The organism is Thalassotalea sp. 1_MG-2023 (assembly GCF_030546745.1).
Lineage (GTDB): Bacteria > Pseudomonadota > Gammaproteobacteria > Enterobacterales > Alteromonadaceae > Thalassotalea_C.
This window is the reverse complement of the sequence record NZ_JAUOPD010000014.1, coordinates 24203-49821: the sequence shown is the minus strand read 5'-3', so window position 1 is coordinate 49821 and position 25619 is coordinate 24203. Positions and strand designations below refer to the sequence as shown.

Below are 25619 nucleotides of genomic sequence, written 5' to 3'. Positions count from 1 at the left end.
GAATTGCCTTACTTAAATTGTTTCAAAAATCGAAGATCGTTTTCAAAGAATGCGCGTAAATCATTTACGCCATAACGAAGCATGGTTAAGCGTTCAACGCCCATACCAAAAGCGAAGCCAGAATAGACTTCAGGATCAATGCCTACAGATTTCAATACATTAGGGTGTACCATTCCACAGCCTAATACTTCAAGCCATTTACCATTCTTACCCATTACATCTACTTCAGCCGATGGTTCAGTAAAAGGAAAATAAGAAGGTCTAAAACGAATCTCTAAGTCTTCTTCAAAAAAGTGGTGAAGGAAGTCATGCAATACACCTTTTAAATGGGTAAAGGAAACATCTTTGTCGACCATCAATCCTTCAACTTGATGAAACATTGGTGTATGGGTTTGATCGTAATCATTACGATATACTTTACCTGGTGAAATAATACGTAATGGTGGCTGCTCTTTTTCCATAGTTCGAATTTGAACACCGGAAGTTTGCGTACGTAAAACTAACTTAGGATTAAAGTAAAAAGTATCATGATCTTGACGTGCCGGATGATGCTCAGGGATATTTAACGCATCGAAGTTATGAAAGTCATCTTCAACTTCAGGGCCTTCTTTAACAGCAAAACCTAAATCACCAAAAAAGCTTTCAATACGCTCTATCGTACGCGTTACTGGGTGCAAGCCACCTAACTCATTAGTGCGCCCCGGCAAAGTAACATCAATAGTTTCTGCTGCTAGCTTTTTATTAATTGCTTCAGTACGTAATAATTCACCACGAGCTGTTAACGCTTTTTGCACTTGTTGCTTCGCTTGGTTTATTACTTGACCTGCCTTTGGCTTTTCTTCTTTAGGTAACTTACCTAGTCCTTTCATTAACTCGGTAAATTGCCCTTTCTTGCCAAGAAAGCTGACACGTACCTGATCTAATTCTTCAGGTGAATTAGCAGCGGCAATAGCTTGCTCTGCTTGTAGTATTATATCGTCTAAATTCATGATTTCCTCTAAAGCGGTGAGTTACACCGTTCTTTGGCTAGACTTATTGATTGTTAAAAAATAAAGGTCAAAGATTTTACACAAAAATGATCGCATAAAGTAGAGTAAAGCAGCGCTTTTTTATAAATAATTCACGATCTTGTCGTGAAATTATGCCTTCGATGAGATTTTTTCTCTTAATTTGAATTTAGTTTGCAGATAAGCACCGTTAATTACTGATACTGACTGGAATTACGGTCGATGAGAAACAAACGTACTATAGAGCGAAAATGCTGCCATCTATACTTAGTTTTGACTTTCTGACCAAACGGCAAATTCATTACCACTTGGCTCAATAAAGTGAAAGCGACAACCGCCTGGAAATTCAAATATTGGCTTGTTTATTTTACCTGAATTTTCCACAACTTTAGCCAAAGTTTGGTTTATGTTATTACTATAAAAAACCAACAATGCGCCACCGTTATCGGTATTATTTCGTTGCTCAGACAAATAAAAACCGCCATCTAAGCCTTGATTAGAAAAAGAAGTATATTCAGGCCCATAATCAACGAACTGCCAATCAAAAACCTGGCTAAAGAAACGTTTTGTCGCTTGAATATTACTCGCGGGGAATTCAACATAATTTAATTTTTCATGTTTGCTCATCATCTACCCTTCTGCTTATTTGCCAGATTTAACCAGTTGTTTTATTTTAATCGCTTTTTCGAAATGATCTAATTGATGGGTTTGTATCCACCATGTAGCGACTTCCATTAATAATTCAGGATCATCATTTTTATTAGCAAAAAAAGCATAAAACGATAAGCCAACATTTTCACCTTTTTGGGTGATTTTATTATCGCAAACAGCAATTATTTTTTCCCGAACATTATCATTCACAATTTTTAGTTCCTGTTATAGACACCAACTGATTTAAAAGCTTTATTCAGTATCAAGTATTTACTCTTCTATGGCGCGAGTTAGCATTTGAAAAATACTGAGCAAATATACTGCAACAATCACCAAGCCAACAGCGAGCAATCTATGCTCTGGAAAGCTAAACCAAACGGCAAGTACTGCTATCGTACGTAATATCGCATGTATAAGACCAAGTGGGTGTTGAATTATCCAAGAGTAAACCACCCAATGTAACCCCAAACCGATCCCAACACTTAAAGGCACAAATTCAGGAGCAAAAATAAACAAAGGAATATGAACTGCCCAAAGAAGATTTACCATTAAGACACATGACCCCATTAGTTTTGCCAAAGGATTTGTAGAGGTTGTGATAGCCTCATGACGAAATTTAGCAATTAACAATGCGATAGGGAAAATTGTACCTGAACCAAAGAGTAAAATTAATAACCCTGTTTTAAAAGGGAATTGCGTTGATAGTAATGCAATAATAAACCACACTATTGTGCCTGCAACTGGCAAAGATATTGATCGATTAGTTTCTTGTTCGAATGATTTTCTTAATTCAGATAATGACATTACTTGCCCTTTTATTTTATTATTCAATACGTTGGAAAACTACTCTGCTCACCTTAAATGCTGAGCAAGTAATTGCATATGTTGACGATAACCTTCATCGTCAAAGTTTGTTGAGCATCTATTCATAAAGACATGATAATAATTCGATCGGTTAATGACCACCTGTGGCTTTTCTTTAATCAATGAAATGAATGCATTAATGTCAAAATGACTTTCTTCGGCAGGACAGACAACATTTATCTTAAATTTAGGTTCGATATCTACGTAATGTCTAATTTGGGAACCATAAAATATAAAAGCATTGCGGATATTGTTAGCATAGCTTCGTTCAGAAACACGCCAAATAACAGATGCGCCGACGCTAAAGCCTATCAAGTAAATATACGCATTCATTGCCGTTAATATTTGATGAAGCTGCTCTGTATAATTGTTTAAGCCAACATGCTTGGTGAAATACTGATAAGCTTTTTGCTCATCTTCAAACATCATTCTTTTGCCATCATATGGGTCAATAATAATCGAGTTAAATGGCAACGATTCAACAAGCTTCTCTAAACTTTCAGTGCGTCCAAAAATATCGCTAACAAAAATATATTTAGTTTTCAAACTACTACTCTTCGCATGTTCATATAAATTAAAAAATTTAAGACCACTTTACCCTTTACACTTAATGGTCTTTTCACCTGCGTGATAAACATTATTTACAGCAACATAGACACCCGAAACTACTGCTGAAGTTGGCATCGAAATAATCGAAAAAAACTCATCATTCCAAGCATAGAAGCTAGTATCGCCTTCCATTAAATTAACCACTTTAAGTGTTTTTTGATCGGTAGACAGGCCACATTTATATTTAGGTACATCTGCCACTTCAGGCACTACAACACAAGCTGAAGTAAACAGGATAATACATATTATCAATAGTATACGCATAGCAATTCCTTGTAATTTATGGAAAAATAAATTCACTAACTAAACTGGATTAAGCAATTTTAATAACGATTAATTAAACACCATTTTTATTAGTTTTCTGGCTTGGTATCCGGAATTTTCTCTTTTATTTGAGTAAATTCATCAAAGTGTTTAATAAAAATATCTACTATTTCTGGCTGAAATTTTTTCCCCCGTTGTTCCTGCAGAAATTGTAAAATATCTTTGTTGTCCCATTGTTTTTGGTAAACACGCTTGGTACCTAATGAATCAAATACATCTGCAATCGCCATGATCCTAGCTTCAAGCGGAATATTTTCGCCCTTTAAACCATCGGGGTAACCAGTACCATCCCAATTTTCATGATGATATTTTGCCATTCGCGCACCAATACGTGAAACTTTTTCTTTCGATCGTTCAAGTAAATCACTACCTACAACGGTATGGCTTTTCATTAATTGCCATTCTTGTTCATTAAGTTGATCTGGCTTTTGTAAAATATTATTGGGTATCGCCACTTTACCAATATCATGTAATGGTGCTGCTATTTTAATCGCGGCTACAAGCTTATCTTCTAAACCAAGTTTCGTTGCCACTAGTGCACAAATCTCAGCCACTCTTTTAACATGCGCACTTGCTTTCTGTGACTTACGTTCAATCGCTTCACCTACAATACATAACAGCTCTTTCTGAGTTCGTTCTAACTCATGCTGTTTTGTTAAGCTTTCTAGTATTAACGCCACATTCGTGGCGAATAATTCAGCTAAATTTGAACGGAAGTGTTCAGCATCATCTTCAAATTCAATATATAAAACAGAAGATGCAGTAGATGATGTTTCATAGTATCCAACAAAACATTGATTTTCATAGAAGTGCTTCTTCTCATCAAACGCTTTTTTGATCAAGCTTTTCACTGAATCATCAATGTCAGAAGTTTCTAGGCAATCAGACTCAACAACATATTTCCCCGTGCAAGCAATAATCAAATTAGTGTTTTCATGATCAATCTCACGTTGACTACGAGCTATGTATAAAGCAGAACTTTCAACATCCATTAAGGTTAGTAAATGATTTAGGGCTGCTGAGCCAAAAGGTTTGAATTGATTAATTCTTAATAAATCATGAGTAGATAAAATTAGTTGTTTAAAGGCATCTAAACTACGTTGGATTGTCATGATATCGCGATAAGCACGAATACCTGCATACACGGAAGTTGTCATTTTTCCTGCGGTAAAATCAGTTTTTTCTTTGTAATCGTTTATATCAAACTCTTTAATAACTTTTGCTTCTGGAGCAGTGCCCGCTTGGCCAGTTCGTAATATTAATCGAATCGCTTGATTACGTTTTTCTTTGCGTATCCATTCAACTAATTCTAAACCCGCATGGTCAGTTTCCATCACAACATCAACAAACGCCATACAAAAACTATCATCATTTGATAATACTTGTTTGGCCTCTGCAGAAGAATAAGCAGATACAATATCTAACTTTCTTCCTTCAATATGCGCATCACTTAACACAAGGCGGGTAATTTGATGAACAGATTCATCGTCATCAACCACAAGAATGCGCCAAAAGCGCTCTTTTTTAGGCGCTGTTTCAGCGGAGCTTTCTTCTATTTCTTCCTTAAAAATAAATTTAGACATTTGATTCTCATCTACTCCGTTAGCGTTAACTTTTCTGAATATAAGTGTAGATTATATTTACGTTAAACTCATGAAAAATTAAAGATATTTACTTAGTAGCTTAAAACATTACCTGAGATTACCCTGTATTAGCAACGTTAATTTTTACGGTATATAAAGTCATACACTTAATTTTCTATTTAGCACAACATTCATTTTAAAAGACAATAGTGTCATTACACCCGCAAAAAACAATGTTACTCGTAGCGTGCTTATAACTACACATCGCACAGACATAACAGATCAATATATTTGAATAAGACTAATAGCTACATTTTTTGTTGACATGTAAAGTCAGTCCCCTAATATAAACACATATCATTTAAAGAATATATTATACAAAATAACAAATGAACCTAGTTAATGTACTCAATGTCGTCCTCTCAGTCGTAGTGGTTTTAAAACCAATGCGGGGTTGATATTGTGTGTAAAAACTAACGAAAATTTTTCACAAAACCCTCGCTCTGAAAAGACCGGGGGTTTTTTATTTCAGTATTTTAGGAAACAACACTTAGTAAGGGAAAATTCAATGGCAACACAAACATTTACTGGTGCTGAAATGGTCGTTAAAGCACTATCAGCACTTAAGGTAAAATATGTATTTGGCTACCCTGGCGGCTCTGTACTCGATATATATGATGCAATATTTCAACAAGAAGACGTTGAACATATTTTAGTCAGACATGAACAAGCTGCGACACACATGGCCGACGGTTTTTCAAGAGCAACGGGAGAAGTGGGTTATGTACTTGCTACATCAGGCCCTGGTGCAACAAACTGTGTTACGGGGATTGCAACTGCATATATGGACTCAATTCCGATGGTTGTACTAGCAGGTCAAGTACCCACAAGCTTAATCGGTGACGACGCTTTCCAAGAAACTGATATTGTTGGCTGTTCGCGCCCGATAGTTAAACATAGTTTTAACTGTCGCGACCTTGCAGAAATTCCTAATGTTATTGCTAAAGCCCATTATATTGCTAAATCTGGTCGCCCTGGCCCTGTTGTTGTTGAATTACCGAAAGATATTTTAATCCCGCAAAATAAGGCACCATTTAATATCGAAACCGATGTCAAACTACGCTCTTATAATCCAACCAAAAAAGGCCACCCTAAACAAATTAAAAAGGCGATCACGGCTATCACGGAAGCAAAACGCCTTGTGGTTTATTCTGGCGGCGGCATTGTATTAGCCGATGCATCTGAGCAACTAACCCGTTTAGTTGAAACGTTAAACGCTCCTTGTACTAATACCCTTATGGGGCTTGGTGGTATATCTGGCGTTCACAAAAACTTTATTGGTATGTTAGGTATGCATGGCAGCTTAGAAGCTAACAAAGCCATGGCTAATGCAGACGTCATTTTAGCGCTTGGCGCTAGATTTGATGATCGCGTTACTAACAATGTGAAAAAATTCTGCCCTGATGCAAAAATAGTACATGTTGATATTGACCCCACATCAATTTCTAAAACAATAAATGCACACATCCCAGTAGTTGGATTAATTGATATTGTATTAGAGCAATTACAAGAAGAATTAGAGAATATAAACTTTGTACCTGATTCAAGTTCGAATGAGCAATGGTGGCAGCAAATCAATGAATGGCGTTCGTTAGGCAGTTTTAGTTATCAACAAAATAACGATAAAATTAAACCACAAAAAGTTATAGAAACCGTTTATGAAATAACTAACGGAGAAGCTTATCTTTGCTCCGATGTTGGCCAACATCAAATGTTTGCCGCACAGTACTACCCTTTTGCCAAGCCAAGACAATGGATTAATTCTGGTGGCTTAGGCACGATGGGTTTTGGTTTACCTGCAGCTATGGGAGTTAAATTAGCCTTCCCTGACAGTCATGTTGTTTGTATTACAGGTGATGGTTCGATTCAAATGAATATTCAAGAGCTCTCAACTTGCCTTCAATACCAATTACCTGTAGTGATAGTTTCATTAAACAATCGCTCTTTGGGTATGGTAAGACAGTGGCAAGATATGATTTATGGGGGGCGTCACTCTTCTTCGTATATGGAATCATTACCTGATTTTGTTAAATTAGCAGAATCATACGGTCATGTAGGCATACAAATTAATCAACTTTCAGAGCTTGATGAAAAATTAAGCGAGGCGTTTTCAATAAAAAACCGATTAGTCTTTGTTGATATTTTAGTTGATGAACTAGAACATGTTTACCCGATGCAAATTAAACAAGGTGCTATTGATGAAATGTGGTTAAAGAAAGGAGTAAAAGCATAATGCGTCGTATTCTTGCAATATTATTGGAAAATGAACCTGGGTCTCTTTCACGCATTGTGGGCTTATTTTCACAGCGCGCTTTTAACATTGAAAGCTTAACCGTTGCGCCTACTGAAGATCAGAGTCTATCAAGGATCACAATCACCACGCGTGGTGATGATCGGGTATTAGAACAAATTGTTAAACAGGTTAATAAGTTAATTGATGTAATTAAAATTACTGATCTAACTGATCGAGAGCATGTTGAGCGTGAAATTTTACTCATCAAAGTGCTTGCAATGAATGAAAAATCTCGCAGTGAAGTGAAACGCATCACCGATATTTTCAGAGGTTCAATTATTGATATAGGTAAACAGGTGTATACCATTCAAATGACAGGTGACGATAAAAAGATCAGTGCTTTTATGAAAACTCTCGCCAATGAAACAGAAATTATTGAATCGGTTAGATCTGGAACTGTAGGCATTGCTCGTGGTGAAAAAGCACTAAGAGTTTAGTGCTTTCTTTTATTATCAATAATTTTTCTAAAGCTAGGCGTTACTTACCTAGCTTTTTTTAATTGTGCAATCAAACCATCACTTGCATCTTCAATAAGATCAAGCACATATTTAAACCCTCGCGCACCACCGTAATATGGATCAGGCACTTCAGTATCTTGAAAGTTATTGGCAAATTCCAAAAATAAATGAATTTTATCGTGATAGCCAACAGGCGCTACTTTCTTTAAATCTTTTATATTTTGTTCATCCATCGCTAAAATAATATCAAATTCCGTAAAATCTTCGAGCTCTACTTTTCTCGCTCGAATTTTTTCAAAATCATATCCTCGCTCTATACCGATTTTTTGCGCTCTATGATCAGGCTTTTCACGGGCATGCGAACCAATGGTACCTGCAGAATCAATGGTAAGATCTAATTTATTACGTTCAGCTTTATGCCTAAATACTGCTTCAGCAGTCGGAGAACGGCATATATTGCCCATACAAACAAATAAGATACGTTTTATATCCTTATTCACGATGTTTCCAGTCATTTATTTATCCAATGTTAATTCAAGTACTAACCAACCACTTATTCGTATTTTAATCATTAATAAACACGAAAATTTAATTAATTACCCTACCGTAAAAGTATGTATTTAGCGAGTATTAAATAGTGAATCCCGTTGCTTTATGGAAAGTAACACCGTTAAGATACTCTTTTGCTAAGTAGATAGAATTGATGATATTTTTTGCTTGTTAATTACCAATATTTAATTAATTTGCTACAGTTGTATTAGATGACGTTAACAACACTAACGATTAATGAAAAAAATTGCTTCCTACACCTCGTTAGCACTGACACGAATATTTATACTATTGATAGCGTTTAGCTTAATAATAATATTTTATCAATCGAGCAGTAACCTAAGCCAAATAACGAAAAAACAATCAAACGATACTACCGAGGTAACCTATAAATATTGGATAGATAGTTCAAATGTTATTGATAATAAGAACATTCTCGATAATTTGCAGTCATTCAAGCAAACAACACCTGCTGAAATTCCTTTTGCTCTTAAAGATCAAACCTATTGGTTATTGGTGGATATCAAAAATACACAGTCACATCATGTTTCTCTTGTGCTTTTTGCAGATAATAAGCTGCTTGATATTTTTAAAGTTTACCCAATAAAAAACAATACAATACAACAAAACTTAACATTACAGCACTTACCTTTTCATCAAATTTATCCACACATAAACATTGAACTAGCACCTAGTAATGAACAACGCTATCTACTACAAATTCGTACAGATGGCCCGCCTAATGTACCTATTCAGTTAAAATCGCAATCCAGTTTTGATTTACACATTCTAACAGCACAATTTTTATATGGCGCTTTTATTGGCATTGCGTTGTTAATGATCTTATACAATTTAGTCTTGTTTTTTGCAGTCAAAGATAAAGTGTATTTGTTTTACATTGGTTACTTGTTGTCTGCCTTTTTAATTATGTCAAGTATCACGGGTTTCGGGTATATCTTATTTGATGACTTTTTTAATCAACAGATCGATAAGTATCTTATACCGCTACACTTCCTTCTGGTGCTATTTTTACTGTCTTTTACGTTATTTTTTCTGCGCTATGATCAACAAAAAAGCATAACGTATCGTTTAGCAATTGCTGTTTGTTTCTTTTTAATCGGTTCAATATTCGCAACTTTTACACTTGATAAAGTAGCACAGGCAACGTTATTTTTTTCTATTCAGCCTCTCGTCTTTATATTGGCGATTTACCTACTAATAAAACGTATAAAGGGAAACCTTTCTTGGGCAAAATATTACCTTGCTTCATGGGTACCACTACTAATAGGTGCTGCAATTCAACCCGCAGTGCTGCTAAATTTTATTGATTATTCTTTTCTCACCAGCAACGCATTTTTAATCGCTATTATTGCCGAAGTGTCTTTGATGGCTTTTGCCCTTGCAGAAAGAATGCGCCGTAATGAGCAAGATAAAATAACGAATATTGCCTACCATCTATCGAGTGGCATCCCTAGAAAGTCAAACCTTGAAACCTGTATCAATAACCTTGTTCAACATAGATATAGTGATTTTAGTGTTTGTATTGTTAAGCCTGAGCATATAGAAAAAGTAGCGCTATATATCAATGACGAAATGAATACACAGTTGTTTAAACAGTTATATGGTAAACTTTCTTCGCTCTTTCAATACAACGACGCGATAATTCCCATTACAGATAAGCAAGAAAAGGTATGTTTAATAAACCATACTTGTTTTGCCTTAATTATTGATCATCATGTTGATGAACAGCCTGTTGAAATGCTATTTGAATCAATACAACAGGTAGTACAAGAAAACTTTCGTATTTCCCAATTAAAACTCCCGTTAACCGCAGTGATTGGTGTAGCACGTTTCCCAGTAGACGGTAATAAAAGCCATCAACTATTAAATCGTGCACTTATTGCCGCGGCAAATGCGGAAAACAATCTACTAAAATGGAGCCAGTATGAAAACGATGTTAAAGATACAACTCAGTATTTGTTTAAGCTTACAAGCGATTTAAAACAAGCAATTAAAAATAATACCTTGATGCTCTATCATCAACCTCAAGTAGACTTAAGAACCTTACGCGTTTGTAGCAGCGAATGCTTATTACGATGGCAACATACAAAGGAAGGCTTTATACCGCCCAATGTGTTTATCCCCATTGCTGAAGATATGGGCTTAATTCATGAAGTCACTTTTTGGGTAATTCAACAAGCATTACATCACCAGAAACAATTAATGGATGAATATGGTTTCAACCATTTAGTGTCAATTAATATAAGCGGCAAAGACATTTCATCAAAGCACTTTCTAGTAAGAGCGTTAGATATAATAGAAGCATCAGGTGTTGCGAGTGATAAAATTATTTTTGAGTTAACAGAGTCCGCAAGTTTTACTGATAACGCACACACTATGCGAGTCATTGAGCAACTTACCGATCTCGGCATCACTATCAGTATTGATGACTTTGGTACTGGTTATTCATCTATGTCTCAAATCAGCCACCTACCCTTTCAAGAACTTAAAGTCGATCGTCAGTTTGTTGAAAATATTAATCAAGACAAAAAGCGTTTAGTCATTGCAGAAGCAACGGTTAAGATGGCAAAAGGTTTAGGATTAGAAGTGGTTGCAGAAGGTATTAACAGTGAAGAAGATGAAGCAACTTTAAGAAAGTTTGGCTGTGATATAGGACAAGGATATTATTACGCTAAGCCAATGCCACTTGAAGACTATAAGCAATGGTTAACTTCATTAGTACAAGGTAGAGTGAAAACACCTTTAAAGGGCGATTATATCCCCGTTGAAAAATGACCGCAATCAAGAATAAAGGAGCTGATTGCGGTATTAATGTGACCTATTAACCCCTACGCTTGCCCACAGCATCATTTAGCTGCGCAAGCAGCGTTTCTGTATCTGACCAGCCGATACAGGCATCAGTAATAGATTGACCGTACACATTGGCCTTACCATCAACTAAATCTTGTCGGCCTTCTACCAAGTGACTTTCAACCATAACGCCGAAAATATTATGATTACCTTTGGCCAGTTGTTCACTTACATCTCTGCAAACTACCATCTGATTTTCAAATTTTTTGCTTGAATTACCATGACTAAAGTCAATCATAATTTTAGTATTCAAGTTTGACGACGCTAGTTGATCAGTGACTTGTTTAACGCTTTCTGCATCATAATTTGGTGTTTTACCACCGCGTAAAATAATATGACAATCAGGGTTACCCGTCGTTTGAACGATTGCTGAATGGCCAAATTTAGTAACAGATAAAAAGTGATGCGACGCAGCAGCAGAGCCTATAGCATCTATGGCTATTTTGATGGTACCGTCAGTACCATTTTTAAAACCAACAGGACAAGATAAACCAGATGAAAGCTCACGGTGTACTTGGCTTTCAGTCGTTCGAGCACCAATTGCGCCCCAACACATAAAATCAGCCATATACTGAGGCGTGATCATATCTAAAAATTCACCAGCAGTAGGTAATCCAAGATCATTTAAGTCTGCTAATAATTTTCTTCCGATACGTAAGCCATCGTTTAATTTAAAGCTGTTATCTAAATACGGATCATTAATAAGCCCTTTCCAACCAACCGTGGTACGTGGTTTTTCAAAATAAACACGCATCACAATTTCAAGGTTATCTTGGTATTTTTCTCGAAGTTGAACTAAGCGTTTACCATATTCAATTGCAGCCTCTGGATCATGGATTGAACATGGGCCTATTACCACTAATAACCTATCGTCTTGATGGTTAAAAATTTTACTGATAGCTGCTCTACCACTAAACACTGTTTCAGACGCTTTTTCTGAACCAGGAAATCGCTCCAGTAACGCTACTGGAGGTAACAATTCTTTAATTTTTTCGATGCGCACATCGTCTGTTTGGTAGAACATATTATTTCTCTTTATTTACTACTATGATTTTGTTTTGTACGTCTAGACACCTAGATAAGAATCCCGTCGGCTAATTTAACAGCGTTATATCAACAATACCAACATAAAATTGGAAAAAAACGATATAATTAAGAACTAGAATAAAAATTCACGTAGCTGTTTACACAACGGTAAGGATATGTACTTTATATGCTCAATAATACACTGCCATTAATCGACCTTCATCGTCACCTAGACGGAAATATCCGCCCAAACACCATTTGGCAACTTGCCCAGCAACATAACATTTCATTGCCGGTATCAACGATTGAAGACTTTATGCCGTTGGTACAGATACAAGAATCTGAACCAGACTTATTAGCTTTCTTAAAAAAATTAGATTGGGGTGTGGCAGTATTAGCAACGCTAGAAGATTGCCAACGTGTCGCCTATGAAAATATAGAAGATTTAGTCTCAGCAGGTATTGATTATGCTGAATTAAGATTTTCACCATATTACATGGCAATGAATCACCAATTACCAATAGAAGGCGTAATAGAGGCTGTCGCTGAAGGCGTAAATCAAGCTAAAAAGATCTACAACGTTGAAGCAAATCTAATTGGTATTTTAAGTAGAACCTTTGGACAACAAAAATGTATGGATGAATTAAATGGCATTTTAACGCACAAAGATAAGTTCGTTGCGGTTGATTTAGCCGGTGATGAATTTAATTACCCTGGAAATATGTTTACCGAGCATTTTGACAAAATAAAACGAACAGATTTGCAAGTTACCGTACATGCAGGAGAAGCAGCAGGTAGTGAAAGTATTTGGCAAGCTATACAAGAACTTGGCGCAAGCAGGATTGGCCATGGCGTTGCTTGCCAACACGATGATAAATTGCTTGAATATATGCTCGCACATGAAATCGCCATTGAATCATGTTTAACCTCAAATTACCAAACAGGCACAATTACCAACCTTACTAACCATCCATTACCTACCTTTCTAGATAAAGGTTTGTTGGTAACACTCAATACCGATGATCCAGCAGTTGAAAATACAGAGCTAATCAAGGAATATAAGCTCGCAAGTTCATTATTTAATTTGCAAGAAAAACACATTACACAATTACAACAAAACAGTGTGGATGCTAGCTTTTTATCAACCTCGGCACGCCGAGAGTTATTAAATAAAGCGGCATTTAATCATTTACAACAGAAGGAATAACTTATGGCAGAGATTGCATTGGCTTTATTTGCAGGTGCGCTAGTCGGTTTAATATTTTCAGTGATCAAGCTACCACTTCCAGCACCTCCGGTAATTTCAGGTATTGCAGGAATTGTTGGTATATATTTAGGCGGTACACTTTATCACTGGATCATCGAACGATTTTTTAGCTAAAATAGACATTCACTAACAATATTCAGTAAAAAATCCTTGATAGGGGTGCGTTAAACCAATTAAACCACCTGCTTGAAACTTACTGAGATAAATTTTTATTTAAAGGTATATCTCATGACAACTCCTCACATTGAAGCCAACCCAGGTGACTTTGCAAAAACCGTGTTAATGCCCGGAGACCCACTAAGAGCAAAGTTTATCGCTGAAAACTTTCTTGAAAACGCAAAATGCGTAACCCGAGTGCGAAATATGCTAGGTTATACCGGAACTTATAAAGGCCAAGAGATTTCGGTCATGGGTTCAGGCATGGGGATCCCATCTATTTCAATTTACGCGACTGAGCTTTATAAAGACTTTGGCGTTGAAAATATCATACGTATTGGCTCATGTGGTGCCGTGCGAGACGATATAAAAGTACGTGATGTTATCATCGGTATGGCGGCAAGCACAGATTCAAATGTTAATCGCCAACGTTTCAATCACTGTGACTTTGCTGCATGTGCTGACTTTTCACTTTTACAAAAAGTGGTTAATACCGCCAATAAGCTAGGTAAACCGGTGCACGTTGGTAACGTATTTACCGCTGATTTATTTTATACACCGCAACCAGAAATGTTTAAAACCATGGAAAACATGGGAGTATTGGCGGTTGAAATGGAAGCCGCTGGTTTATATGGTGTGGCTGCTGAATTCGGTAAAAAAGCATTAGCAGTGTTTACCGTAAGTGATCATATTAAAACAGGTGAACAAACAACTGCAGATGAACGTGAAAACACCTTTAAAGACATGATGGAGTTAACGTTAGAAAGCGTGTTATAGGCCTCTCTGAAAATGGCCATAAAAAATCCGGTATATAACCGGATTTTTTATGGCTGATATCAAGCAAACTAAAACTGATATCCTACTTCTACTCCCCAAAACCTAGGCTCATTAACAAAGGCCGTTAAATTAAGAAAATCTAATGCGCCATCTGCAACAATTTTATCAGTAATATTACGGCCTACAATGGCAATATCTAAACCTTCATCATTATTAAAACCTAGTCGTAAGCCGCCTATCCACCGAGCATCAGCGTAAAATTCTGTGGCTTCATAGAGGAAGATATTTGATTTACTTCTATAATTCCAATCTGTTTGTGCATAGTAGTAACCATAACCTACAGGGAATTCATAATTAATATTGATATTCGCTAACCATTTAGGAGATCTAGGTAACGGATTACCGTCAACAAACACAGTAACTACAGGGCCAAAAGGTCCGTCTACGGTATTTGCCACTTTATCAGGACTATTACATGTCGGTGTAGAGGCGCAACGTTCTGCCTTCAATGAACTGTCTTGAATTTCTGTTTTGTTGTAACTTAAATTGGTACTTATTCGTAACTGATCGGTTAGCATTGCTTCAAAAGAAGTTTCAATACCTGCGCCATAGGTATTGTCAGCATTTAACAGAGAATTAGTGTTTGCTTCACCACCTGTCGCTGTTAGTTGGTGGTCTTCAATGTCATAGGTATACGCCGTAATGTACCATCTAGCATTACCATTAAATAAATTAGCTTTAAGACCTGCTTCGTAAGAAGTTAATGTTTCAGTATCGGCTTCACTTGGAAAGCCAAACCGTCCAATCGTAACAGGGCCTCTTGAGGCATTACCGATACGCGCAAAAGCTGTCCAGTCATCATCTATCGTATAACGAGCAGCAACGTCCCAATTAATGTAATCATCCTCTTTATCAATTTCAAAGGTTACATTTGAAGTACCGCCTTCACGTATGTCTAATTCTTTTTCATCATCGGTGTAACGTAAACCAAGCGTAAATGCCCATTTATTGTTTGGTTTGTATTCCACTTGGCCAAACAACGCGTACGAAGTAGTTAATTGATCAATTTGATAAAAATTAGTGGTATTTCCCTCAGTATCTAAATCTTTATAATCAGCGGTATAATCTTCACGGAAATAAAACGCACCTACTTGATAGTAGATATCGTCTGCATCACCTGAAAGTCTAAGTTCTTGCGTAAATTGTTCATGATCTGACAACCCATCTCCAGAAGCGACATTAAACCATAACTGTTTACCTAATTGGTTTGGTATACCTGAAAAGTCGGTTACACCACCATCAATATCAGCATAACTCCAACTTTCTAATGTGTCGTAGCCTGTAATACTGGTGAAGGTTACGCTTTCAAAATCATGTTCAATTTCTAAACTGCCACCTTGATGATCTAATTCAAACCCTGATGTACTGTCATGATATATTTCAGACTCATCAAATCCGTCCCTTAAACCAGACTTTCCCTGTTCAAAAGCATTGGCATAAAAAATTTGTGGCATGTCACCATCTTGATCAAAGCCATGTATTTTTAATAACGCGCGTGTATCACTGCCATTGTCATAAAGAAACTGAATGCGATAAGCAAATTCTTCATAGCCACCTACTTCGTCTCCTGTGGTTAGGTTATCAACCCATGCATCTCGTTCTTGGTGCTTAAAAGAAGCTCTAGCTGCCCAAGTATCTGACAGTTCAAAGTTTTTACCTGCTTCTAAAAACATCGTACTACGGCTGCCGTAACCACCGCGAACATACCCTTCATTGGTAAAGTCTGGCGCTACGGTATCAATTTTGACAATACCAGCGGTAGTATTTCGGCCAAACACAGTACCTTGTGGGCCATTGAGCACTTCTACGCGCTCGATATCAAATAAAGGAATACTTTTTAACACAGGGTTTTCTAAAACGATATTGTCTAAAATCATAGAGACTGGCTGATTAGCGTTTACATCAAAATCAGTATTACCTAAACCTCGAATATAAAACCTAGGTGATTGTCGACCGTTTGAAGATTCAATTTGTAAACTCGGAACACGGCCTGCTAATGCTCGTACATTTTCACCAGAGCCTAAATAGTCATTAATACTTTCAGCTGACATAGCAGTGACAGTAGCAGGTACATCTTTAACCGTTTCAACACGTTTACGAGCGGTTACCTCAATAACTTCAAGACCAACTACTTTTTCTGTCTGATCATTATTTTCTTCTGCGGTTACCGATGTAGTTAGCAAAAATGTAGAGCTACACAATGCCAATTGCACACTACGGCTAAGCGCGCTTTGTCCGAACATTTTCATATTGTTCTCTCCCAAGACTCTTTATCTTTTAATATGTTATTCATTCTAGGGTTTTAAGCGCTGCTATTTCATATTGATTAAGATGTATGGAGCTTTGACGTATATTTTCAACAAATATGCGATCTACAATTCAACACAGCCTAATAAAGCACACCTAGTGCCATGAATTATAGCCAATATTTTAGATTTCGCTTATTCACTTAACTGCAAGTTGTGAAAAGAAACTTTCACCATAATCCAATGAGTCTAAGGAGAACATTTCAGCGAGGGTTTGACCAAGATCAGCAAAGGTATTTCTCTGGCCTAAATTCACGTTGCCAATATGATGATGATACGCGAGCATAGGCACAAATTCTCTTGTGTGATCTGAGCCTGGCCACGTAGGATCACACCCATGATCAGCAGTCATGAAAAGTACGTCATCATTAGTCATGGCATTAATAATATCAGGTAATCGTTTATCGAATGCCTCGAGCGCAGCCGCATAACCTAATGGGTCACGGCGGTGACCAAAATCTTGATCAAAGTTGACAAGGTTGGTAAAAATAATGCTGTTATCTTTTGCCGTGTCTACATGTGAAATCGTTGCATCTATTAATGCGTCAATACCGGTAGCTTTGGTTTTTTCTGAAATTCCTTGATGGGCAAAAATATCAGCAATTTTACCCACACTTATTACATGTCCGCCTGCCTCAACCATTTTATCTAACACCGTTGGGGAAGGAGGTAAAACAGAGTAATCTCGTCGATTGCCTGTGCGCGTAAAATCTGCAGCAGTATTACCAACAAACGGACGAGCAATGACACGACCAATGTTGTAATCATCAAGCAACAAACGCACCATTTCACAATACGTGTATAAGTTATCTAAACCAAAATGCTCTTCATGTGCTGCTACTTGAAATACGCTGTCTGCTGATGTGTAACAAATAGGTAAGCCCGTTTTGATATGTTCTTCACCTAAACGAGCTATAATTTCTGTGCCTGAGGCATGGCAGTTACCGAGCATACCAGCATAGCCAGTTGCTTGGTTAATAATTTGCTTGAGTTCTTTAGGGAATGCATTTTCTTTATCCGTAAAGTAACCCCAATCAAACAAAACCGGTACACCCGCCATTTCCCAATGACCACTAGGTGTATCTTTTCCACTGCTCAATTCTGCAGCATAGCCAAACGCACCTTTTTGAATTGGATATTGCTTAACTGGAAAACGTGTATTTCCCGCAGAGAAACTCGCTTCAATAAGTCCAATACTTGCAAGATTGGGTAAATTTATTTGACGCCCTGTACTTTCAAAATGTTTTTCGGCTAAATGAGCAAAAGTATTAGCACCAATATCACCAAATTTTTCGGCATCAGGCGCTTGTCCTATGCCAAAACTATCTAAAACTAATATAATTGCTCGCGCCATTTTCACACCTTTTATCATCAAAAAATGAATTTTTCATGACCATTTAGTCAAGTTATGGTAATTTACCATTATTAAGTCTTTAGTTATAGTAAAAGAAATTAGCAATATTGAATTTCTGGCTACATTTTAACCTGTACCGAACGTTCAACAGCTATTCTTCCATGTTATTTACAGGCGGCCAAGATTGCTAACCAATAAAACCACCATTATTGCCATATCAGGGGCTTCTGCTTCTGGTAAGTCGTTATTTGCGCAAACTATTTATCAAGAGTTGTTCCCAGAACTGGGTAAAAACGGTATCGCTATTATTAAAGAAGATGCGTACTACAAAAATCAAGATCACATTCCATTACCGCAAAGAATTGAAACTAATTACGATCATCCTAATGCTTTCGAGCACACATTGCTCGCTGAACAGTTACGAATGTTACAACAAGGTAAAGATATAGAGTGCCCAGTATATTGCTATAAAACACACACGCGTTTAACAGATACCATTACAATTCCCGCATCTCCCATTATTTTGGTTGAAGGTATCTTGCTTTTTGCTGATCAAAATCTTCGAGAGTGTTTTGATCTAAAAATATACATGGATACACCATTAGATATTTGTTTGCTACGAAGAATAAAGCGTGACATAGAAGAGCGAGACCGTGATATAGATTCTATCACTCAACAATATGAACAAACAGTAAGACCAATGTATCATCAATTTATCGCTCCTTCTAAATCGTGGGCTGACATTATTGTCAACAAAGGCGGTAAAAATAGAATGGCCATTGAAGTCATAAAAGCAAAAATTAGACAATTAATACAACAATAATAACAGAGGATATTTCATGGGGGCGTTACACGGGGTCATAGGCATTGTTTTGCTGCTAGTAGCAGCATACGCGTTAAGTAGCCATAAGAAGTCAATTAATTTTCGAACAGTTGGCTTTGCATTTTTACTACAGTTAATACTTGGCGCTTTCGTGCTATATATTCCATTCGGTAAAGATGTGCTTGAATCAATGACCAATGGCGTACAAAACGTCATTGATAGCGCTAAGGCTGGCATTAACTTTATATTTGGTGGTCTAGGCACTGATAAAATGTTTAGCAACGGTGTAGGCTTTGTATTTGCCGTACGTGTATTGCCGGTCATTATTTTCTTCTCATCGTTAATTGCCGTACTTTATCACCTTAATATTATGCAATGGATCATTCGCATTATTGGTGGCGGTTTACAAAAACTGTTAGGAACAAGTAAACCTGAATCTCTTTCTGCCACAGCAAATATTTTTGTTGGACAAACAGAAGCGCCCTTAGTTGTTCGACCTTACATTGCATCCATGACTCAGTCTGAATTATTTGCCATTATGGTCGGCGGATTAGCATCAGTTGCGGGTTCCATATTAGCTGGCTATGCTGGGCTCGGTGTTGAACTAAAATATCTGATAGCGGCGTCGTTTATGGCTGCACCTGGTGGCTTGTTAATGGCAAAAATTATTTTGCCAGAAACCGAATCTGATAAAATACAAGCAAATAACTTATCTATTTCAGAGCAAGAAATTAAACCCGTTAATGTTATAGATGCAGCAGCAACAGGTGCTGCATCAGGCATGAAACTAGCTGTTAATGTTGGTGCAATGCTATTGGCTTTTATCGCGCTCATTGCGTTATTAAACATGTTAGTCGGCGGAGTTGGCAACCTATTTGGTATCGAAAATTTAACGATTGAATGGTTACTTGGCTATGTATTTGCCCCATTCGCTTTCGTTATTGGCGTTCCTGCAGAAGAAATGCTTCAAGCGGGTAGTTTTATCGGACAAAAAGTGGTTGTAAATGAGTTTTTTGCTTATGTGAATTTTGTAGAAATCAAAGATACATTAACCCCTTCAACCCAAGCTATTATCACTTTCGCATTATGTGGTTTTGCTAATCTATCTTCGATTGCTATCTTACTAGGTGGAATAGGTTCAATGGCACCTTCTCGTCGCCCTGATATTGCTCGTCTTGGTATGAAAGCAATGATGGCAGCAACACTCGCTAACTTAATGAGTGCAGCCATTGCAGGCGTATTTCTTAGCCTTTAGGAGAATAACATGACAGAGCAACAACAAACCGCGTTACTTGCCCTTTCTCTCGTTGATCTAACCAGTTTGCGAGGCGATGAATCGCCCCAAGACATTACTGAGCTGTGCGAGCAAGCAACAACAAAACATGGAAATACTGCCGCAATTTGTATTTATCCGCAGTATATTTCCATTGCGAAACAACATTTTGCTAAGACAAAGAAAGATATAAAAATTGCAACCGTCACCAACTTTCCCCACGGCGGTAGTGATGTGAACCAAGCAGTAAAAGAAACAGCAGAAGCGGTTTCTCTTGGTGCTGACGAAGTAGATGTCGTATTTCCCTATAATGCATTGATAGCTGGTGATGAAAGTGTAGGTTACGAACTAGTAAATGCTTGTAAGCAAGTGTGTGGTAAACAAGTCACGCTCAAAGTAATTATTGAATCTGGAAAACTAAAAACAGACTCTTTAATTCGACGTGCTAGTGAAATAGCCATTGACGCCGGCGCTGATTTCATCAAAACCTCAACGGGTAAAGTTGACATAAATGCTACCCCACAAGCTGCAAAAATCATGTTATCGGTCATTGAAAATGTAAACCCAAATGTCGGTTTTAAAGCCGCTGGTGGCGTTAAAACCTTAGAAGATGCCACTGAGTACTTAACGTTAGTCATGGATACTTTAGGGGCTTCGTGGCTTGATCAAACTCACTTTCGTTTCGGCGCAAGTGGGTTATTAGATAATTTACTCGCCACTATCGAGGGTAAAGTAGAACAACCAAGCAGTGAGCGCTATTGATACCTTATGGCACAACTTTATTTTTACTATTCAACGATGAATGCTGGGAAATCTACACATTTACTGCAATCTTCATACAACTACCGCGAACGCGGAATGAATACATTACTTTATACCGCAGATATCGATAATCGATTTTCAGCGGGGCAAATATCTTCAAGGCTTGGTTTACATGCTGACGCTAATTTATTTTCAACCAATACTGATATCGCTTTACAAGTAACAGAACAACACACGTTAACCCCTGTTAGTTGTGTACTGGTTGATGAAGCACAGTTTCTAACGGAACAGCAAGTAAAACAACTCACTGATATTGTTGATAATTTAAAGATACCTGTGCTCGCTTATGGTATTAGAACTGATTTTTTAGGTAAAACTTTCGTAGGTAGCGCCGCACTTTTAGCATGGGCAGACAAGCTTATCGAGCTAAAAACCATTTGTCATTGTGGAAAAAAAGCAAATTTTGTTGTCAGAACAGACGATAAAGGAAATGCAGTGACATCAGGCGCCCAAATTGAGGTGGGTGGCAATGAGCGTTACGAGTCACTTTGTCGAAAACATTTTAAAGCACTTGTTTGGTAGATAACTAAACATAAGTACCATAGGTAGATACACGTAACAATGTGCAAAAGGAAACATAATGGCCGTTTATATCAGTAACCATCCACTTCTAAAACATAAAGTATCGTTAGCACGTGAAGCTAACTTGTCATCGAAGTCTTTTCGTGAATTAACTAATGAAATTTCTACTATGTTAATGGTAGAAGCAACACAACATCTTACGGTGAAAAATACTCCTTTAGCATGTTGGTCTGGTAATATTTCTACCCCTTTATTAGCAGAAAAACAACCTACCTTAGTGCCAATTTTACGTGCAGGGCTTGGCATGCTCGAGGGCGCTTTAACAATCTTACCCTGCGCTAAAGTAAGCATTATCGGTTTAAAACGTAACGATGATGATATTTCTACTGATAACGCTGGCAATGTGTGCATAGGAATAGAAAGTTATTATGAAAATATTGTCAGTGATATTGCAGAACGACATGCCATAGTGATTGATCCTATGTTAGCAACAGGTGGTTCAGCAATAACGTGTATTGATTTATTAAAATCATCGGGTTGCCAAAACATTTCTGCATTATTTATGGTAGCTGCCCCTGAAGGAATTAACGCACTGGAAAAAGCGCACCCTGATATTGATATCTATATCGCTGCATGTGATGAAAAACTAAACAAACAAGGCTACATTTTACCTGGTTTGGGTGATGCTGGTGACAAAATATTTGGTACTTATTAATAACAAGCAGTGACTTCTGCCAAAATTAAGCTTTACGCTTTTTGTGGTTTATACCAACAACCTAGTTCACTAGGTTTCATGTTACCTTAATGAAAGGTAAGTTTAGGTAAGCAATACAATAAATCTAGAATGAAATAACCCTGAACATTATTCAATTTAACTATAATCTTGTGATATTATTTAATATTAAATAACATCAACAATGATTAAATCGTCCATGAAAATCATCTCCTTCAATATTAATGGCTTACGTGCCAGACTTCACCAATTGCAAGCCGTAATAGATAAACATCAACCTGACATCATTGGCTTACAAGAAATAAAAGTGCATGACGATGCCTTCCCACTTGCCGACGTAGAAGCAATGGGGTATCACGTATATTTTCACGGTCAAAAAGCACATTACGGCGTTGCAATGTTATGTAAAAAACCAGCAGAACTCGTCACCAAAGGCTTTCCAACAGATACTGAAGATTCTCAAAAACGCATGATTATGGTAACCACAACCAATGATCGTGGTGAAAAAGTAACGGTATTGAACGGTTACTTCCCTCAAGGGGATAATATTGCGCATGAAACAAAATTTCCGTATAAACGCCAGTTTTATAAAGACTTAATGGTATATTTAAACGAAAATCATACACCTGATGAAAATCTAGTGGTAATGGGTGATATTAATATTTCGCCGATCGATTTAGATATTGGCATTGGTGAACCGAATAGAAAGCGGTGGTTAAAAACGGGGAAATGTAGTTTTCAACCAGAAGAACGTCAGTGGCTTTCAACGCTAATGAATTGGGGATTTAAAGACACATTTAGAGAGTTGCATCCATCGACCAGTGAAAAATACTCATGGTTTGATTATCGTTCTCGCGGTTTTGATGATAATCGCGGGCTACGAATTGATGTTGTGTTAGCCACAGAAAAATTAGCGCAGCAATGTATAGAATCTGACATTGATTATGAATTACGTGGTATTGAAAAGCCTTCTGATCATGCGCCTATCTGGTCTACATTTAAATGATAAGTGCGCAATATCGCTGCCCTATTTGCCAATCACGTTTAACGTTAAAAGAGCACACTTATCGTTGTGCTCAGTCTCATTGTTTTGACAAAGCAAAGGAAGGATACGTTAACTTATTGCCGGTTCAGTTTAAGCATTCGAAACAACCTGGCGATAATAAAGCAATGGTAAATGCTCGGCGTGCCTTTTTATTACAAGGGTATTATCAACCGCTTGCCGACAAGCTGGTATCAATTCTTAAGACATTACCTCTTAATAACGGAACCATTTTAGATGCCGGCTGCGGTGAGGGTTATTATACCAATCAATTTAGGCATAACAATCAAGTGGTATACGGTGTTGATATAGCTAAAGAAGCGGTTAAAAAAGCGGCTAAGAAATATTCCGAGTGTCACTTTTCTGTAGCAACGTTATCGCAATTACCATTTGAAGATCGCAGTATCGATACCATTGTTTCAATCTACGCCCCGATATTGTCAGTTGAGTTTAACCGTGTTTTGTCTGAAAGCGGTTATTTAATTACCGTTACACCAGGTAAAAATCACTTATTAGCGCTCAAACAAAGAATTTATCAACAAGCATTACAGCATGATGAAGACAAACAAAGTGTTGATAACATGACGTTGCATTGTCAAGAACAACTGACGTATAGCATGACATTAAAAACCGGAGAGGAACTGCTGAATTTGTTGTCAATGACCCCATTTGCATTTAAAGCTAATGAACAGGTCAAGCAACAGCTTAAAAAAGAGCATAACTTTGAATGTCAGGCAGACTTTCTTATTCGTATTTATAGAAAAACCGCTTAAAAAAGCGGTTCTTTAAATCAATTCGTTTAATGCTTAGCGTGACGATAACTCACGTTTAATAACTGTGCTAAATCGACATATCGAGGTTTTTGCACACTTAACTTAATGTCGCCACCACCTTGGTTTATTTTGGCAACCCCTTCTTTGTACCAAGCAGCTAATGCTGGTGGTAAAAACTTATCGGCTTTAATACCTAGCATAACCAAAGCTTGTAACGGTACACTTAACATGAAAACAGTATACACAACCGATTGTGGTAATGAAGCAATACCACCAAAATAAAGTTGCATGACTAAAGTAAACAAAGCAACGCCCGGCAGGTATTTACATACAAGTCGACTCATTTTAATTGCTTGGTATTCAGCAAAGTACTCTGCTAGCTCTCTGCGTTCAGGCCAAAGTAACATATACTTGCGACCTAACTTTACAATTTCTACAACACTCATATTCATAGGCCATACATTATAACAACTGTTACTTACAAGATAGCACAAACTCGAAGGTAGTTTAAATTTTAATCTTAATAAAAATATGCAAACTAACAATAAGAGCTTCGTTAAAACGCTATGCTGCTAAAATAGGTTTATTTCACAATACATCATAGTATCAGCCTTAATTTGGCAGACATAACCACTAAAAATAATAATAATTCCACAAGATCATAATGAACTAACTTTTTTACTAGATTACAAGTTTTATTTAAGTTTATTATTTCTAGTTAAAAAACAACCAAGAGATTAAAGCATTAAAATACAGCCACTTACAAACATAACCATAGTTTGCACACAAAGATATCCACATCTTTTGTGGATATAACTAATACTGTAAATCAGTTAGTCATAGAATTACTACGTTAAAACCCTCTACTTAAATTAAATATTCAATCGTTTAACAAAATAATTTTAATAAAACTTATCTAAATATTAATTATCTATCAATTAGCTATTCATATTCTTTATTCAAAAAAGAATTGTTCCTAGAGTTTAGCTTAATGGCGAGTTATAGTATTGCCTTTGAATTTATCGGGCTTAGCATATGGCAACTCTAACGTTAAAGCGATTAAACGACACGTTCACTATCCATAGTTTTCCAGCCAATAGCGAAATACCCTCAGAAGTGTTTAAGCAACACATGTATTTTATCGCAAAAACTAATGATGAAGTATCGGTGGTCGCTCCTAGTACACTTACGTTGTTAAGTGAAGATAGCGAACCTGACTGGCAAGCACTTGAAGTTGTTGGTCCATTAGACTTTTCATTGACGGGGATACTTTCAAAAATTTCTACCATATTAGCGAATAAGAAAATCAGTATTTTCGCCATCTCTACCTTTGATACCGATTATATCTTAGTCAAAAGCAATAAAATTGACAGCGCTATTACCGCCTTAACTAACAATAATTATCAAGTGATTTAA

At 37.0% G+C, this 25619-nt stretch carries 26 protein-coding genes; 14 read left to right on the top strand and 12 right to left on the bottom strand.

Annotation, left to right across the window (positions count from 1 at the left end):
- Positions 1–8: 8 nt before the first annotated feature.
- From pheS to Q4489_RS12055, 7 genes are all read right to left on the bottom strand, one after another.
- Positions 9–989, bottom strand: a complete 981-nt coding sequence (pheS, locus tag Q4489_RS12085; RefSeq protein ID WP_074495864.1) for a phenylalanine--tRNA ligase subunit alpha — start codon at positions 987–989, stop codon at positions 9–11.
- Between the two features lie 285 nt (positions 990–1274).
- Complete coding sequence (locus Q4489_RS12080) at positions 1275–1634, bottom strand: VOC family protein (RefSeq protein WP_303480814.1); 360 nt, start codon at positions 1632–1634, stop codon at positions 1275–1277.
- 15 nt (positions 1635–1649) lie between these two features.
- Positions 1650–1868 (bottom strand): DUF6500 family protein, encoded by a 219-nt coding sequence (locus tag Q4489_RS12075; protein WP_303480740.1) that lies wholly within the window; start codon positions 1866–1868, stop codon positions 1650–1652.
- A 60-nt stretch (positions 1869–1928) separates the two neighbouring features.
- Positions 1929–2462, bottom strand: coding sequence for a hypothetical protein (locus Q4489_RS12070; protein ID WP_303480737.1), 534 nt, complete (start codon positions 2460–2462; stop codon positions 1929–1931).
- 48 nt (positions 2463–2510) lie between these two features.
- A complete protein-coding gene (locus Q4489_RS12065; RefSeq protein WP_303480734.1) occupies positions 2511–3068 on the bottom strand; it encodes a hypothetical protein in 558 nt (185 codons plus the stop codon).
- A gap of 48 nt (positions 3069–3116) precedes the next feature.
- Positions 3117–3395: a hypothetical protein gene (locus Q4489_RS12060; protein WP_303480731.1), complete on the bottom strand. Its 279-nt coding sequence runs from the start codon at positions 3393–3395 to the stop codon at positions 3117–3119.
- A gap of 89 nt (positions 3396–3484) precedes the next feature.
- Positions 3485–5038, bottom strand: a complete 1554-nt coding sequence (locus Q4489_RS12055) for an HD domain-containing phosphohydrolase (RefSeq protein WP_303480728.1) — start codon at positions 5036–5038, stop codon at positions 3485–3487.
- Between the two features lie 568 nt (positions 5039–5606).
- Here Q4489_RS12055 and Q4489_RS12050 point away from each other — a divergent pair.
- Both Q4489_RS12050 and ilvN read left to right on the top strand, forming a co-directional pair.
- Positions 5607–7331, top strand: coding sequence for an acetolactate synthase 3 large subunit (locus Q4489_RS12050; RefSeq protein WP_303480726.1), 1725 nt, complete (start codon positions 5607–5609; stop codon positions 7329–7331).
- Positions 7331–7828 (top strand): acetolactate synthase small subunit, encoded by a 498-nt coding sequence (gene ilvN / locus Q4489_RS12045; RefSeq protein ID WP_303480723.1) that lies wholly within the window; start codon positions 7331–7333, stop codon positions 7826–7828. The genes Q4489_RS12050 and ilvN overlap by 1 nt, the downstream gene beginning before the upstream one ends.
- A 44-nt stretch (positions 7829–7872) precedes the next feature.
- Here the strand turns inward: ilvN and Q4489_RS12040 are convergent, their stop codons facing one another.
- Positions 7873–8364: a low molecular weight protein-tyrosine-phosphatase gene (locus tag Q4489_RS12040; RefSeq protein WP_303480720.1), complete on the bottom strand. Its 492-nt coding sequence runs from the start codon at positions 8362–8364 to the stop codon at positions 7873–7875.
- Positions 8365–8635: 271 nt separating this feature from the next.
- On the opposite strand from Q4489_RS12040, the gene Q4489_RS12035 reads away from it, so the two are divergent.
- Entirely contained in the window at positions 8636–11194 is a 2559-nt protein-coding gene (locus Q4489_RS12035) for an EAL domain-containing protein (RefSeq protein WP_303480718.1), read from the top strand.
- Between the two features lie 46 nt (positions 11195–11240).
- On the opposite strand, the gene aroG is transcribed toward Q4489_RS12035, so the two are convergent.
- Positions 11241–12293, bottom strand: coding sequence for a 3-deoxy-7-phosphoheptulonate synthase AroG (gene aroG / locus Q4489_RS12030; protein ID WP_303480715.1), 1053 nt, complete (start codon positions 12291–12293; stop codon positions 11241–11243).
- 189 nt (positions 12294–12482) lie between these two features.
- Between aroG and add the strand changes: the two genes are divergently transcribed.
- The 3 genes from add to deoD all read left to right on the top strand — a co-directional run bounded on the left by add (position 12483) and on the right by deoD (position 14495).
- Positions 12483–13502: an adenosine deaminase gene (gene add, locus Q4489_RS12025; protein ID WP_303480711.1), complete on the top strand. Its 1020-nt coding sequence runs from the start codon at positions 12483–12485 to the stop codon at positions 13500–13502.
- Between the two features lie 3 nt (positions 13503–13505).
- On the top strand, positions 13506–13676 hold the full coding sequence (locus Q4489_RS12020; RefSeq protein ID WP_074495843.1) for a XapX domain-containing protein: 171 nt from the start codon (positions 13506–13508) through the stop codon (positions 13674–13676).
- Between the two features lie 114 nt (positions 13677–13790).
- Entirely contained in the window at positions 13791–14495 is a 705-nt protein-coding gene (gene deoD / locus Q4489_RS12015) for a purine-nucleoside phosphorylase (RefSeq protein WP_303480707.1), read from the top strand.
- A 68-nt stretch (positions 14496–14563) separates the two neighbouring features.
- Here deoD and Q4489_RS12010 read toward each other — a convergent pair whose 3' ends face one another.
- Both Q4489_RS12010 and Q4489_RS12005 read right to left on the bottom strand, forming a co-directional pair.
- A complete protein-coding gene (locus Q4489_RS12010; RefSeq protein WP_303480705.1) occupies positions 14564–16804 on the bottom strand; it encodes a TonB-dependent receptor in 2241 nt (746 codons plus the stop codon).
- A 196-nt stretch (positions 16805–17000) separates the two neighbouring features.
- On the bottom strand, positions 17001–18215 hold the full coding sequence (locus Q4489_RS12005) for a phosphopentomutase (protein ID WP_303480702.1): 1215 nt from the start codon (positions 18213–18215) through the stop codon (positions 17001–17003).
- A gap of 184 nt (positions 18216–18399) precedes the next feature.
- Here Q4489_RS12005 and udk point away from each other — a divergent pair, with 184 nt between their 5' ends.
- The 7 genes from udk (at position 18400) to rlmA (ending at position 24203) form a co-directional block, all read left to right on the top strand.
- Positions 18400–19038: a uridine kinase gene (udk, locus tag Q4489_RS12000; RefSeq protein ID WP_303480699.1), complete on the top strand. Its 639-nt coding sequence runs from the start codon at positions 18400–18402 to the stop codon at positions 19036–19038.
- Positions 19039–19054: 16 nt separating this feature from the next.
- The gene (locus Q4489_RS11995; protein ID WP_303480696.1) at positions 19055–20293 is read left to right on the top strand and encodes a NupC/NupG family nucleoside CNT transporter; all 1239 of its coding nucleotides are present in this window, start codon (positions 19055–19057) and stop codon (positions 20291–20293) included.
- 9 nt (positions 20294–20302) lie between these two features.
- Complete coding sequence (deoC, locus tag Q4489_RS11990) at positions 20303–21073, top strand: deoxyribose-phosphate aldolase (RefSeq protein ID WP_303480694.1); 771 nt, start codon at positions 20303–20305, stop codon at positions 21071–21073.
- Between the two features lie 6 nt (positions 21074–21079).
- Complete coding sequence (locus tag Q4489_RS11985; RefSeq protein ID WP_303480692.1) at positions 21080–21655, top strand: thymidine kinase; 576 nt, start codon at positions 21080–21082, stop codon at positions 21653–21655.
- 58 nt (positions 21656–21713) lie between these two features.
- Positions 21714–22370, top strand: coding sequence for a uracil phosphoribosyltransferase (gene upp / locus Q4489_RS11980; protein WP_303480690.1), 657 nt, complete (start codon positions 21714–21716; stop codon positions 22368–22370).
- Between the two features lie 217 nt (positions 22371–22587).
- Positions 22588–23394: an exodeoxyribonuclease III gene (gene xthA, locus Q4489_RS11975; protein ID WP_303480687.1), complete on the top strand. Its 807-nt coding sequence runs from the start codon at positions 22588–22590 to the stop codon at positions 23392–23394.
- Positions 23391–24203, top strand: a complete 813-nt coding sequence (gene rlmA, locus Q4489_RS11970; protein WP_303480684.1) for a 23S rRNA (guanine(745)-N(1))-methyltransferase — start codon at positions 23391–23393, stop codon at positions 24201–24203. The genes xthA and rlmA overlap by 4 nt, the downstream gene beginning before the upstream one ends.
- Positions 24204–24229: 26 nt before the next feature.
- Here the strand turns inward: rlmA and yfbV are convergent, their stop codons facing one another.
- Complete coding sequence (yfbV, locus tag Q4489_RS11965; protein ID WP_303480682.1) at positions 24230–24649, bottom strand: terminus macrodomain insulation protein YfbV; 420 nt, start codon at positions 24647–24649, stop codon at positions 24230–24232.
- 589 nt (positions 24650–25238) lie between these two features.
- On the opposite strand from yfbV, the gene Q4489_RS11960 reads away from it, so the two are divergent.
- Positions 25239–25619, top strand: a complete 381-nt coding sequence (locus Q4489_RS11960) for an ACT domain-containing protein (protein WP_303480680.1) — start codon at positions 25239–25241, stop codon at positions 25617–25619.